At 62.0% G+C, this 12353-nt stretch carries 14 protein-coding genes and 1 tRNA gene; 2 read left to right on the top strand and 13 right to left on the bottom strand.

From position 1 onward, the window contains the following. Positions 1–9: 9 nt before the first annotated feature. From hscB to trmJ, 7 genes are all read right to left on the bottom strand, one after another. Positions 10–531: a co-chaperone HscB gene (gene hscB / locus CAY82_RS22275; RefSeq protein WP_087503086.1), complete on the bottom strand. Its 522-nt coding sequence runs from the start codon at positions 529–531 to the stop codon at positions 10–12. An 8-nt stretch (positions 532–539) separates the two neighbouring features. Beyond that, complete coding sequence (gene iscA / locus CAY82_RS22270) at positions 540–863, bottom strand: iron-sulfur cluster assembly protein IscA (RefSeq protein ID WP_003257854.1); 324 nt, start codon at positions 861–863, stop codon at positions 540–542. A gap of 28 nt (positions 864–891) precedes the next feature. Then, entirely contained in the window at positions 892–1278 is a 387-nt protein-coding gene (gene iscU / locus CAY82_RS22265) for a Fe-S cluster assembly scaffold IscU (protein ID WP_003248539.1), read from the bottom strand. Between the two features lie 46 nt (positions 1279–1324). Then, a complete protein-coding gene (locus CAY82_RS22260; RefSeq protein ID WP_087503085.1) occupies positions 1325–2539 on the bottom strand; it encodes an IscS subfamily cysteine desulfurase in 1215 nt (404 codons plus the stop codon). A 46-nt stretch (positions 2540–2585) separates the two neighbouring features. Beyond that, positions 2586–3077 carry a Fe-S cluster assembly transcriptional regulator IscR gene (iscR, locus tag CAY82_RS22255; RefSeq protein WP_008092572.1) on the bottom strand — a complete coding sequence of 164 codons (492 nt, stop codon included), beginning with the start codon at positions 3075–3077 and terminating at the stop codon, positions 2586–2588. 179 nt (positions 3078–3256) lie between these two features. Next, on the bottom strand, positions 3257–4042 hold the full coding sequence (gene cysE, locus CAY82_RS22250) for a serine O-acetyltransferase (RefSeq protein ID WP_087503084.1): 786 nt from the start codon (positions 4040–4042) through the stop codon (positions 3257–3259). A gap of 3 nt (positions 4043–4045) precedes the next feature. Beyond that, on the bottom strand, positions 4046–4801 hold the full coding sequence (gene trmJ, locus CAY82_RS22245; RefSeq protein WP_087503099.1) for a tRNA (cytosine(32)/uridine(32)-2'-O)-methyltransferase TrmJ: 756 nt from the start codon (positions 4799–4801) through the stop codon (positions 4046–4048). Between the two features lie 151 nt (positions 4802–4952). Here trmJ and suhB point away from each other — a divergent pair, with 151 nt between their 5' ends. Then, positions 4953–5771, top strand: coding sequence for an inositol-phosphate phosphatase (gene suhB, locus CAY82_RS22240; RefSeq protein WP_003257850.1), 819 nt, complete (start codon positions 4953–4955; stop codon positions 5769–5771). A gap of 186 nt (positions 5772–5957) precedes the next feature. Here suhB and CAY82_RS22235 read toward each other — a convergent pair whose 3' ends face one another. The 6 genes from CAY82_RS22235 to queA all read right to left on the bottom strand — a co-directional run bounded on the left by CAY82_RS22235 (position 5958) and on the right by queA (position 12022). Further along, positions 5958–6500 (bottom strand): glycine zipper 2TM domain-containing protein, encoded by a 543-nt coding sequence (locus tag CAY82_RS22235; RefSeq protein ID WP_087503083.1) that lies wholly within the window; start codon positions 6498–6500, stop codon positions 5958–5960. 119 nt (positions 6501–6619) lie between these two features. Beyond that, positions 6620–7528: a protein translocase subunit SecF gene (gene secF, locus CAY82_RS22230; RefSeq protein WP_087503082.1), complete on the bottom strand. Its 909-nt coding sequence runs from the start codon at positions 7526–7528 to the stop codon at positions 6620–6622. Positions 7529–7538: 10 nt separating this feature from the next. Then, positions 7539–9401: a protein translocase subunit SecD gene (secD, locus tag CAY82_RS22225; RefSeq protein ID WP_087503081.1), complete on the bottom strand. Its 1863-nt coding sequence runs from the start codon at positions 9399–9401 to the stop codon at positions 7539–7541. A gap of 63 nt (positions 9402–9464) precedes the next feature. Next, positions 9465–9800 (bottom strand): preprotein translocase subunit YajC, encoded by a 336-nt coding sequence (yajC, locus tag CAY82_RS22220; protein WP_003259111.1) that lies wholly within the window; start codon positions 9798–9800, stop codon positions 9465–9467. Positions 9801–9842: 42 nt separating this feature from the next. Beyond that, positions 9843–10958: a tRNA guanosine(34) transglycosylase Tgt gene (gene tgt / locus CAY82_RS22215; protein ID WP_013971009.1), complete on the bottom strand. Its 1116-nt coding sequence runs from the start codon at positions 10956–10958 to the stop codon at positions 9843–9845. Positions 10959–10972: 14 nt separating this feature from the next. Then, positions 10973–12022, bottom strand: coding sequence for a tRNA preQ1(34) S-adenosylmethionine ribosyltransferase-isomerase QueA (queA, locus tag CAY82_RS22210; protein ID WP_087503080.1), 1050 nt, complete (start codon positions 12020–12022; stop codon positions 10973–10975). A 107-nt stretch (positions 12023–12129) separates the two neighbouring features. Between queA and CAY82_RS22205 the strand changes: the two genes are divergently transcribed. Beyond that, positions 12130–12214: transfer RNA gene (locus tag CAY82_RS22205), tRNA-Leu, on the top strand. The last annotated feature ends 139 nt before the right edge of the window (positions 12215–12353 follow it).

Genomic DNA, 12353 nt, shown 5'->3' with positions numbered 1-12353 from the left:
AGCACCGGGTTAATCGTCGAGGCGCTCTTCCAGTTGGCGCACTTCTTGGGCGAGCTTGTCGAGGAACTGCATGCGGCGCATCAGGCGTTCGGCCTTGTCGCGCTCGCCTGGGGCGTCCCAGCAGGCGGCAAAGTCCTCGTTCAGCGTGTCCTGGGCGACCTTCAGGCGCTTCTTGAACACGGCCACGCCATCGAGGTCGGCTTCGTCCTGCAGCTCTTCGAGCTCTTCACGCCACTGCATCTGCTGCAACAGGAAGTCCGGGTCGTGGACCGTGACCTCCTGGGGCACTTCGTGGCCGCCGATGGCCAGCAGGTAGCGGGCACGACGCGGCGCACTGCGCAGTGTCTGGTAGGCGTCGTTGAGGGCCGCGGACTTTTCCAGCGCCACGCGCTGCTCGCGCTCGGAGGCGTCGGCAAAGCGGTCGGGATGGACTTCGCGGGCCAGCTCGCGATAGCGAGTGGCCAGCTTGTCGAGATCCAGGCGGAAGCTTGGCTTGAGGTCAAACAATGCGAAATGACAAGGAGTACCCACAGCCAGCCTCAAACGTTGAAGCTTTCGCCGCAGCCACACTCACCGCGCACGTTGGGGTTGTTGAACTTGAAGCCTTCGTTCAACCCTTCCTTGACGAAGTCCAGCTCGGTGCCATCGAGGTACACCAGGCTCTTGGGATCAATGATCACCTTGACGCCATGGTTCTCGAAGACCTGGTCTTCGTCCGCCAGTTCGTCGACGAACTCCAGCACGTAGGCCAGGCCCGAGCAACCGGTGGTGCGCACGCCCAGGCGAATGCCTTCGCCCTTGCCGCGCCCTTCCAGGGAACGCCGCACGTGGTTGGCGGCGGCTTCTGTCATGCTGATAGCCATCAGGACTCCTTACCTCGCAACAGGCGATTTAGATCAAGCCTTTCTTCTGCTTGTAATCGCGTACAGCTGCCTTGATGGCATCTTCGGCGAGTACCGAGCAGTGGATCTTGACCGGCGGCAGCGCCAGTTCTTCGGCCAGCTGGGTGTTCTTGATGGTTTCGGCTTCGTCCAGGGTCTTGCCCTTCATCCACTCGGTGGCGAGGGAACTGGACGCGATGGCCGAACCGCAGCCGTAGGTCTTGAACTTGGCGTCTTCGATCACGCCCTGCTCGTTGACCTTGATCTGCAGGCGCATCACGTCACCGCAGGCCGGTGCGCCGACCATGCCGGTACCGACGTCCGGGTCTTCGGCGTTCATCTTGCCGACGTTACGCGGGTTTTCGTAGTGGTCGATGACCTTTTCACTGTATGCCATGGTGCAATTCCTTCCTCATCAGGGAGCCGCTCTTGCCGGCGACTGCTTAGTGGGCGGCCCACTCGATCTTGGAGATGTCAACGCCGTCTTTGTACATGTCCCACAGCGGCGACAGCTCACGCAGCTTGTTTACGGCCTCGCAGACTTTCTGCGCGGCGTAGTCGACTTCTTCTTCGGTGGTGAAGCGGCCGAAGGAGAAGCGGATCGAGCTGTGTGCCAGCTCGTCGTTGCGGCCCAGGGCGCGCAGTACGTAGGACGGCTCGAGCGACGCGGAGGTGCAGGCCGAACCGGACGATACGGCGATGTCCTTCAGCGACATCAGCAGCGATTCGCCTTCGACGTAGTTGAAGCTCAGGTTCAGGTTGTGGGGTACGCGGGCAGTCTTGCTGCCGTTGACGTACAGCTCTTCGAGGCCCGAGACCTGCTTGAAGAAGCGGTCGCTCAGGGCCTTGATGCGCACGTTCTCCGCGGCCATTTCCTGCTTGGCGATGGCGAAGGCTTCGCCCATGCCGACGATCTGGTGGGTCGGCAAGGTGCCCGAACGCATGCCGCGCTCATGGCCACCACCGTGGATGATGGCCTCCAGGCGTACACGCGGCTTGCGGCTGACGTACAGCGCGCCAATGCCTTTCGGCCCGTAGACCTTGTGCGCCGAGAACGACATCAGGTCGACTTTCAGCTTTTGCAGGTCGATTTCGACCTTGCCGGCCGACTGCGCGGCATCCACGTGGAACAGCACGCCGCGCGAACGGGTCAGTTCACCGATGGCGGCGATATCGTTGATCGAGCCGACTTCGTTGTTCACGTGCATCAGCGAAACCAGGATGGTGTCGTCGCGCAGCGCCGCCTCGACCATGGCCGGGGTGACGATGCCGTCTTCGCCGGGCTCGAGATAGGTAACTTCGAAACCTTCACGCTCCAGCTGGCGAGCGGTGTCCAGGACCGCCTTGTGCTCGATCTTGGAGGTGATGATGTGCTTGCCCTTGGTCTGATAGAAGTGCGCGACGCCCTTGAGTGCGAGGTTGTCGGACTCGGTGGCACCGCTGGTCCAGACGATTTCGCGCGGATCGGCGTTGATCAGCTCGGCAACCTGGCGACGACCGTTCTCGACCGCTTCCTCGGCTTTCCAGCCAAAGACGTGGGAGCGCGAAGCCGGGTTACCGAAGTTCCCGTCGACCAGCAGGCAGTCGGCCATCTTCTGGGCCACGCGTGGATCGACCGGGGTGGTCGCGGAGTAATCGAGGTAGATCGGCAACTTCATTTGTCTCTCCTATCAGGCGGTGGCGTCGCTCGTCGTCCCGGCGGGATCAATCGACGGCGGACGTCTCAATCTTGTCCAGCTGGGCGGTTCGGCCTGCGACACGACGCAGGTCCTGGCGCTGGGCGACTTCCTGCACCTCACGGCGCATGACGAGGTCGGCCAGGCTTATACCGCTGAGGAATTCATGGATTTGCTGGCTGAGGTCGCACCACAGGTGGTGGGTCAGGCAGGTGTCACCGGCATGGCAGTCCCCGAGGCCCTGGCAGCGGGTGGCATCGACCGATTCGTTGACCGCATCGATGACCTGGGCCACCTGGATGGTTTCCATGCCTCGCGACAGCTGGTAGCCACCGCCTGGACCACGCACGCTGGAGACCAGGCTGCTGCGGCGCAGCTTGGCGAACAGCTGTTCCAGATAAGAGAGGGAAATGCCCTGGCGCTCGGAAATGTCGGCCAAAGACACCGGCCCATGCTGCGCGTGCAACGCCAGGTCGAGCATGGCGGTCACGGCGTATCGGCCTTTGGTAGTCAGTCGCATGGCTATTGGGTACCACGGGAGTTACAGGATGTGAGCGAGTATGCGATTCCCGAGCATTTAAGTCAACTATTAGACCTAGTGCTTTAGTCGGGTTTGCATCGGGGAGGCGGGCGCGATTGTAGCAGACAGGGGGCGTGAGCACACGCCCCGTATGTCATCGTGATTTCAGCGCGGCGCAATCAATGCGGCTGAGTGTCGCGCTGAGCCACCTGGGTAACGTCCTTGAAGTCATCTTCCGGCAGGGCTGGCAGTTCCTTGGCGCAGTAATCGCTGCCCATCTTGGTCAGGGCGCCGCACATGCCTTCCAGCCGCTCGTCGACTGCCTGCAGGTGGTCGAGCATCTGGCCGATGGCACGGGCCACCGGGTCGGGCATGTCACCACTGACACCATAGGCATCGAAGCCGATCTTCTCGGCCATGGCCTTGCGCTTGGCCTCGATCTCATTGTCTTCGCTCTTGACGATAATGCGCCCAGGAATGCCGACCGCGGTGGCGCCGGCCGGTACTGCCTTGGTCACCACCGCATTGGAACCGATCTTGGCCCCGGCCCCGACAGTGAACGGGCCCAGCACCTTGGCCCCCGCCCCTACCACCACGCCGTTCTCCAGAGTGGGGTGGCGCTTGCCTTTGTTCCAGCTGGTGCCACCCAGGGTCACGCCTTGGTAAAGGGTGACATCATCGCCGATTTCGGCGGTTTCGCCGATGACGATGCCCATACCATGATCGATGAAGAAGCGCCGGCCGATGGTGGCGCCGGGGTGGATCTCGATGCCGGTCAGCCAGCGACCGAAGTTCGACACCAGGCGGGCCAGCCACTTGAAATCACGCTTCCACAGGGCATTGCCCAGGCGGTGCAGCCAGATGGCATGCATGCCCGGATAGCAGGTCAGCACCTCGAAGGCGTTGCGCGCAGCCGGGTCACGGTGGAATACGCTTTGAATATCTTCACGCAGGCGTTCGAACATCTGTCAGTCCTTCCGTTTATGCGGCTCACCCCGGACCACTTTCTGAGTCTCGGTGAGGATGCCGCGCAAAATGCTCATTTCCGAACGTTCGACCGCGACCCGCCCATACAGCCGGCGCAGCCGCGGCATCAGGTGCTTGGGCTTTTCGGGGTCAAGGAAGCCGATACCGACCAGGGTCTTTTCCAGGTGGTCGTAGAACAGCTCCATTTCGTCCATGGTCGCCAGCTCGCTGGCGTCAACCTTCTCGACCTTGCCGGGCGCGGCACCGGCGGCCAGCCAGGCCATGCGCACCTCGTAAGAGAGCACCTGGACAGCGGCCGCCAGGTTCAGCGAGCTGAAGTCGGGATTGGAGGGAATGTGCACGTGGAAGTGACATCGCTGCAGTTCTTCGTTGGTCAGGCCAGCGTGTTCGCGACCGAACACCAGGGCGATCTCTTCGCCACCCTCGGCATGTTCCACCGCCTTGGCCCCGCACTCGCGCGGGCCGATCAGCGGCCAGGGGATGCTCCGCTCGCGGGCGCTGGTGCCCATCACCAGATTGCAGCCAACCAGCGCCTGCTCGAGGCTGTCGACCACCTGGGCGCTGTCCAGCACATCGTCGGCACCCGAGGCCCGGGCACTGGCATCCACGGCGGGAAACTCTTTCGGCTGCACCAGCACCAGACGCGACAAGCCCATGTTTTTCATGGCTCGCGCAGCGCCGCCGATGTTGCCGGGGTGGCTGGTATTGACCAGAACAACACGAATATTTTGCAGCAAGGTGTTGTGCTCACAGATGCAGAAATCAGGGCCTTCGATCTTACAGAACCGACAGACGTAACGCCACGAAAGCAAATGTGACACTTCTGCCGCCAAAGTTTTCTGCTAGAATGATCGGCTTTCTTCTTTAACATCTCCAGGTGACCCGCCCATGCAGCCTATGCTGAATATCGCCCTGCGCGCCGCTCGCAGCGCCAGTGAACTGATTTTCCGCTCCATCGAACGCCTGGATAGCATCAAGGTCGATGAGAAAGAGGCCAAGGACTACGTTTCCGAAGTCGATCGCGCCGCCGAGCAGAGCATCGTCAACGCCCTGCGCAAGGCCTACCCGAACCACTCCATCCAGGGCGAGGAAACCGGCCTGCACGCGGGTAGCGGCGAAGAAGGCAAGGATTACCTGTGGATCATCGACCCGCTGGACGGCACCACCAACTTCCTGCGTGGCATCCCCCACTTCGCGGTCAGCATCGCCTGCAAATACCGTGGCCGCCTTGAGCACGCCGTGATCGTCGACCCGGTTCGCCAGGAAGAATTCACCGCCAGCCGTGGCCGTGGCGCCCAGCTCAACGGTCGCCGCCTGCGTGTCAGCTCGCGCACCAGCCTGGAAGGCGCCCTGCTGGGTACCGGCTTCCCGTTCCGTGACAGCCAGATGGCTGACCTGGACAACTACCTGGGCATGTTCCGCGCCCTGACTGGCCAGACTGCCGGCATCCGCCGCGCCGGCTCCGCCAGCCTGGACCTGGCCTACGTGGCTGCTGGCCGTTTCGACGCCTTCTGGGAGTCGGGCCTGTCCGAATGGGACATGGCAGCCGGCGTACTGCTGATCCAGGAAGCGGGCGGCCTGGTGAGCGACTTCAACGGTGGCCATGACTTCCTCGAGAAGGGCCATATCGTTGCGGGCAACATCAAGTGCTTCAAGGCCGTGCTGACTGCTATCCAGCCGCACCTGCCAGAGAACATGAAGCGCTAAGCGCGGATTGCCGGCACAAAAAAGCACCCCTCGGGGTGCTTTTTGTTTGCCTGCCAGTTTTGTACTGCCTGTGCTGGCCTCTTCGCGGGTAAACCCGCTCTCACAGTGATAGCGACAACCTCAAGGAGATTGCTGTACCTGTGGGAGCGGGTTTACCCGCGAAGAGGCCAGTTCAGGCAACATCAATCACTGGCCAGCTTCGCTGAGGATCAGCTTGCCATTCTTGTCCAGCGGAATGGTCGACCCGGGCTCGTGGTCCATCTTCACCTGCCCTACCTTGTCGCCAATGGTGTACTTCACGTTGTAGCCCACCACTTTCTCACTGATGTCGTTGACCGTGTTGCAGCGGGTTTGCGTCGTGGTGTAGGTGTCACGCTCCTGCATGCCTTCCTGCACCTTGTTACCGGCATAACCACCACCGACCGCACCAGCCACGGTGGCGATCTTCTTGCCGCTACCACCACCGATCTGGTTACCCAGCAGGCCACCGGCAATGGCGCCTACCACGGTACCGGCGATCTGGTGCTGGTCCTTGACCGGCGCCTGACGCGTCACGGTGACGTCCTTGCAGACCTCACGGGGGGTTTTTATCTGTTGTTTGATCGGTTGCACGTCGGTGACCTGCGCATACTCAGGCCCCTTGTTGACCAAGCTGTAGGTTGCGACAGCACCTCCGGCAGTCACACCGACAGCACCCAGCACCGCACCCACAAGCATTGATTTGTTCACATGAACCTCCTGATCATAACCCGCGGGTCCAACCCGCCTTCTCCCAGCCTTGGAGTAAAAAAAAAGGCGCGAGTTCAACACTCGCGCCTTTCTGGCCGCCAAACGGCATGGAACACGCCTTACGGGCGATCGTCCACACCGTCGGTCTTGGCTGGCGGGATCAGGTCTTCACTGCTCAGGTTCAGCCAGATCAGTACCACGTTGGCGATATAGATCGACGAATAGGTACCGGCCATGACGCCGATGAACAGGGCCAGCGAGAAGCCGAACAGGTTGTCGCCACCAAAGAACAGCAGCGCGGCAATGGCCAGCAAAGTCGATACCGACGTGGCGATGGTCCGCAGCAGGGTCTGGGTAGTGGAAACGTTGATGTTCTCGATCAGCGAGGCCTTGCGCATGACGCGGAAGTTCTCGCGCACCCGGTCGAACACGACGATGGTGTCGTTCAGCGAGTAGCCGATGATCGCCAGCACTGCTGCCAGCACCGTCAGGTCGAAGGTGATCTGGAAGAACGACAGGATACCCAGGGTCACCACCACGTCGTGGATCAGCGAGATGATCGCGCCCACAGCGAACTTCCACTGGAAGCGGAAAGCCAGGTAGATGAGGATGCCGCCCAGAGCCAGGAGCATGCCGATGCCACCCTGGTCGCGCAGCTCTTCACCCACCTGCGGGCCAACGAACTCGACACGCTTGACCTTGGCCGGATTGTCGCCGCCAGCCTTCTGCAGGACTTCAGCCACCTTGTTGCCCAGCTGCGGGTCATCGCCCGGCATGCGCACCAAGAGGTCGGTGGTAGAGCCGAAGCTCTGCACCACGGCCTCGTGGAAGCCGGAGTTGACCAGCTCGGCACGCACCACCTTGAGGTCAGCCGGGCGCTCGTAAGTCAGCTCGATCAGCGTACCGCCAGTGAAGTCCAGGCCGAAGTTCAGGCCCTTCTGCCACCAACTGAACAGCGCCAGCACGGTCAGGAGCACGGTAATGGCGAACGCAACCTTGCGCACGCCCATGAAATTGATGGTTTTCATCGCAGCTCCCTCAAACCCACAGCTTCTTGATGTCACGCCCGCCACAGGTCAGGTTGACCAACGCACGGGTCACCATCACGGCAGTGAACATCGATGTGAAAATCCCGAGGGACATGGTGACCGCAAAGCCCTTGACCGGACCGGTACCCATGGCAAACAGGATGCCGCCTACAAGCAAGGTGGTCAGGTTGGCATCGACGATTGCCGAGTAGGCGCGATTGAAGCCTTCATGAATGGCCCGCTGCACGGACATGCCTGCCGCCAGTTCTTCACGGATACGCGAGAAGATCAGCACGTTGGCGTCCACCGCCATGCCCATGGTCAACACGATACCGGCGATACCCGGCAGGGTCAGGGTGGCCCCAAGCAGAGACATCAGCGCCAGCAGCAACACCATGTTGCCGGCCAGGGCGATGGTGGCCAGCACGCCGAAGGCGCGGTAGATGGCGATGATGAACAGCGAGACGAACAGCATGCCCCACAGCGACGCATCGATACCCTTGGTGATGTTGTCGGCACCCAGGCTTGGGCCGATGGTACGCTCTTCAGCGAAGTACATCGGCGCGGCCAGGCCACCGGCACGCAACAGCAGGGCCAGTTCGGACGATTCGCCCTGGCCGTTCAGGCCGGTGATGCGGAACTGGCTGCCCAGCGGCGACTGGATGGTCGCCAGGCTGATGATCTTCTTCTCTTCCTGGAAGCTCTGTACGGCAACGTCCTTCTCGACGCCGTCGACGGTCTGCTTGACGTAGCGGGTGACCGGCTTCTGCTCGATGAAGATCACCGCCATGCTGCGACCGACGTTGCTGCGGGTAGCACGAGTCATCAGCTCGCCACCATGGCCATCCAGGCGGATGTTCACCTGCGGGCGGCCTTGCTCGTCGAAGCTGGCCTGGGCGTCAGTCACCTGGTCACCAGTGATGATCAGGCCGCGCTCGACCGCAGCGGAACGACCGCCTTCACGGAACTCGAACACTTCGGTAGTGGCCTTGGACGCCCCAGGCTCGGCACCGAAGCGGAACTCCAGGTTGGCGGTTTTACCGAGAATGCGCTTGGCTTCGGCAGTGTCCTGCACGCCTGGCAGCTCGACCACGATGCGGTTGGCGCCCTGGCGCTGTACCAGCGGCTCGGCCACGCCCAGCTCGTTGACCCGGTTGCGAACGGTGGTGAGGTTCTGCTTGATCGAGTATTCGCGGATCTCGGCGACTTTCGCCTGGGTCAGCGCCAGACGCAGCACGGCGAGCTCGTTACGCTCGGTGGTGGTCAGGTCGAAATCATTGAAATTCTTGCGAATCAGGGCACGTGCCTGCTCGCGGGTGGCATCGTCAGCGAAGCCCAGCATGATGCCGCCATCCTGCTGAGGCAGGCTGCGGTAGCGGATGCGCTCTTTGCGCAGCAAGGTCTTGACCTCGCCTTCGTAGACTTTCATGCGGGCGTTCATGGCCTTGTCCATGTCCACTTCCAGCAGGAAGTGCACACCACCGGACAGGTCCAGGCCCAGCTTCATCGGGCTTGCGCCCAGGTTGCGCAACCATTGCGGGGTAGTCTGGGCCAGGTTCAGGGCCACGACATAATCATCGCCCAGTGCCTTGCGCACTACATCCTTGGCTGGCAGCTGGTCTTCCTGATTGGTCAGGCGGATCAGCCCGCTGCCCTTTTCACCCAGGCTCGCGCCCTTGACGGCGATCTTGGCATCGCCCAGCGCCTTGCTGACGCGATCGAGGTCGGCCTGGCTCACCTGCAGCGCCGAGCTGGCACCACTGATCTGTACCGCCGGATCATCCGGGTAGAGGTTGGGAGCGGAATAAATGAAACCGACCACCAGTACCAGCACGATCAGTGCATATTTCCACAGAGGGTATTTGTTCAGCATCACGCCGCCCGTTCAAGACGCGGGGCGCGTTGCGCGCCCCGACTGGAAAGAAAAACCGGTAACTCAGATAGCCTTGAGCGTACCTTTTGGCAGGGTGGCCGCGATGGCACCCTTCTGGAACTTCAGCTCGACGTTGTCGGAAACTTCCAGTACCACGAAATCATCGGAAACCTTGACGATCTTGCCGGCGATGCCGCCGTTGGTGACAACTTCGTCACCCTTCTGCAAGTTGCTCAGCAGGTTCTTCTGCTCTTTTGCACGCTTGGCCTGCGGGCGCCAGATCATCAGGTAGAAGATGACCAGGAAACCGACCAGGAAAATCCACTCGAAGCCGGTACCGGCTGGGCCGGCGGCAGGTGCTGCAGCGTCCGCGTATGCGGCGGGGATCAAGAAGCTCATTGGGCACTCCTAATGTAATTTTTTAATAATGGATGCGGACAGTCAGTCCAAGGGCGGCACCGGCAGCCCGCGCTTGGCGTAGAAGGCGTCGACAAAGGCGGCCAATTTACCTTGTTGAATAGCCTCGCGTAAACCGGCCATCAAGCGCTGGTAATGGCGCAAGTTATGGATGGTATTCAGCATGCTGCTCAGCATTTCGCCGCACTTGTCCAGGTGATGCAGATAGGCGCGCGAGAAGTTGGTGCAGGTGTAGCAGTCACAGGTCGGATCCAGCGGCGAATCATCGTGGCGATGGAACGCATTGCGGATCTTGATCACCCCTGTATCGACGAACAGATGACCGTTGCGCGCGTTACGCGTCGGCATCACGCAGTCGAACATGTCGACGCCGCGGCGCACACCCTCAACGAGATCTTCCGGTTTGCCTACCCCCATAAGGTAACGAGGTTTGTCAGCAGGCATCTGGCCAGGCAGGTAGTCCAGCACCTTGATCATTTCGTGCTTGGGCTCGCCCACCGACAGGCCGCCGATGGCCAGGCCGTCGAAGCCGATGTTTTCCAGGCCTTCCAGCGAGCGCATGCGCAGGTCCTGGTACATGCCGCCCTGGACGATACCGAACAGCGCCGCGGTGTTGTCGGCGTGAGCGTTCTTCGAGCGTTGGGCCCAGCGCAGCGACAGCTCCATGGACGCGCGCGCCACATCGTGCTCGGCCGGGTACGGGGTGCACTCGTCGAAGATCATCACCACGTCCGAACCCAGGTCACGCTGCACCTGCATCGACTCTTCCGGGCCCATGAACACCTTGGCGCCATCGACCGGCGAAGCGAAGGTCACGCCCTCTTCCTTGATCTTGCGCATGGCGCCCAGGCTGAACACCTGGAAGCCACCGGAGTCGGTGAGGATCGGGCCTTTCCACTGCATGAAGTCGTGCAGGCCGTTGTGCTTCTTGATCACCTCGGTGCCCGGGCGCAGCCACAGGTGGAAGGTGTTGCCCAGGATCATCTCGGCGCCGATGGCCTCGATGTCGCGTGGCAGCATGCCCTTGACCGTGCCATAGGTGCCCACCGGCATGAACGCCGGGGTTTCCACGGTGCCCCGTGGGAAGGTGATGCGGCCACGACGGGCCTTGCCGTCGGTGGCCAGCAGTTCGAAGGACATTCGACAGGTGCGACTCATGCTTGATCCTCGGGCCCGCGTGGCGCCGGATTGCGGGTGATGAACATGGCATCACCGTAACTGAAGAAGCGGTACCCCTGCTCGACCGCCGCCGCGTAGGCGGCCATGGTCTCGGGGTAGCCGGCGAAGGCCGAGACCAGCATCAGCAGCGTGGACTCCGGCAGGTGGAAATTGGTGACCAGCGCGTCGACCACATGGAACGGCCGCCCCGGATAAATGAAGATGTCAGTGTCGCCGCTGAAGGCCTTGAGCACGCCATCGCGCGCCGCGCTCTCCAGCGAACGCACGCTGGTGGTGCCGACCGCGATCACCCGGCCGCCACGGGCGCGGCAGGCCTCGACGGCATCGACCACATCCTGGCCCACCTCGAGCCACTCTTTATGCATGTGGTGGTCTTCGATCTTGTCGACCCGCACCGGCTGGAAGGTGCCTGCCCCCACGTGCAAGGTAACGAAAGCCCGTTCGACGCCTTTGGCGGCGATCTTTTCCAGCAGCGCTTCGTCGAAGTGCAGACCTGCGGTGGGCGCGGCGACCGCACCGGCACGTTCGGCGTACACGGTCTGGTAGCGCTCACGGTCGGCGCCCTCGTCCGGGCGGTCGATGTAGGGCGGCAGCGGCATATGGCCGACGCGGTCGAGCAGTGGCAGCACCTCTTCGGTGAAGCGCAGCTCGAACAGCGTGTCATGGCGCGCGACCATTTCGGCCTCGCCGCCGCCATCGATGAGGATGACCGCGCCTACCTTGGGCGCCTTGCTGGCGCGCACATGGGCCAGCACCCGATGGCTGTCGAGCACGCGCTCGACCAGCACTTCCAGCTTGCCGCCGGAGGCTTTCTGGCCGAACAGCCGCGCCGGGATGACCCGGGTGTTGTTGAACACCATCAGGTCGCCGGGGCGCAGGTACTCGAGCAGGTCGGGGAATTGCCGGTGCGCCAGCGCGCCGGTTGGCCCATCGAGCACCAGCAGACGGCTGCCATGGCGCTCGGCCAACGGGTGGCGGGCGATCAGGGAATCAGGGAGTTCGAAGGAAAAATCGGCGACGCGCATGATGATGTTCGGTTCGGCAGGGCCGGGAAGTTTAGCCCAATGTGTGAAAATTGACCATGAAAGCCGATTGACCGACCAGCGGCGGCTCTCTATACTGCGCGCCACATGCCCTGATGGCGGAATTGGTAGACGCGGCGGATTCAAAATCCGTTTTCGAAAGGAGTGGGAGTTCGAGTCTCCCTCGGGGCACCAAGATCCTGAAAAAACCGACCTTATGGTCGGTTTTTTTTCGCCTGCGATCTGGGCTGCGCTGTCGCACAGGGAACAATGTTCGAGAGCGTGTCATATTCCCTTGTGGGAGATCGCCCAGCCCTTTGGGCTGCGCTGTCGC

It is taken from the genome of Pseudomonas sp. SID14000, assembly GCF_002165135.1.
In the GTDB taxonomy this organism is placed as follows: domain Bacteria; phylum Pseudomonadota; class Gammaproteobacteria; order Pseudomonadales; family Pseudomonadaceae; genus Aquipseudomonas.
This window is presented reverse-complemented; position numbering and strand designations above follow the sequence as displayed.

What these genes read in the sequence shown, in the direction of transcription:
- yajC (WP_003259111.1), bottom strand. Translation starts at nt 9,800, where the DNA reads ATGAGCTTCTTGATCCCCGCCGCATACGCGGACGCTGCAGCACCTGCC.
- suhB (WP_003257850.1), top strand. Translation starts at nt 4,953, where the DNA reads ATGCAGCCTATGCTGAATATCGCCCTGCGCGCCGCTCGCAGCGCCAGT.
- CAY82_RS22260 (WP_087503085.1), bottom strand. Translation starts at nt 2,539, where the DNA reads ATGAAGTTGCCGATCTACCTCGATTACTCCGCGACCACCCCGGTCGAT.
- iscA (WP_003257854.1), bottom strand. Translation starts at nt 863, where the DNA reads ATGGCTATCAGCATGACAGAAGCCGCCGCCAACCACGTGCGGCGTTCC.
- secD (WP_087503081.1), bottom strand. Translation starts at nt 9,401, where the DNA reads ATGCTGAACAAATACCCTCTGTGGAAATATGCACTGATCGTGCTGGTA.
- iscR (WP_008092572.1), bottom strand. Translation starts at nt 3,077, where the DNA reads ATGCGACTGACTACCAAAGGCCGATACGCCGTGACCGCCATGCTCGAC.
- queA (WP_087503080.1), bottom strand. Translation starts at nt 12,022, where the DNA reads ATGCGCGTCGCCGATTTTTCCTTCGAACTCCCTGATTCCCTGATCGCC.
- cysE (WP_087503084.1), bottom strand. Translation starts at nt 4,042, where the DNA reads ATGTTCGAACGCCTGCGTGAAGATATTCAAAGCGTATTCCACCGTGAC.
- secF (WP_087503082.1), bottom strand. Translation starts at nt 7,528, where the DNA reads ATGAAAACCATCAATTTCATGGGCGTGCGCAAGGTTGCGTTCGCCATT.
- iscU (WP_003248539.1), bottom strand. Translation starts at nt 1,278, where the DNA reads ATGGCATACAGTGAAAAGGTCATCGACCACTACGAAAACCCGCGTAAC.
- tgt (WP_013971009.1), bottom strand. Translation starts at nt 10,958, where the DNA reads ATGTCCTTCGAACTGCTGGCCACCGACGGCAAGGCCCGTCGTGGCCGC.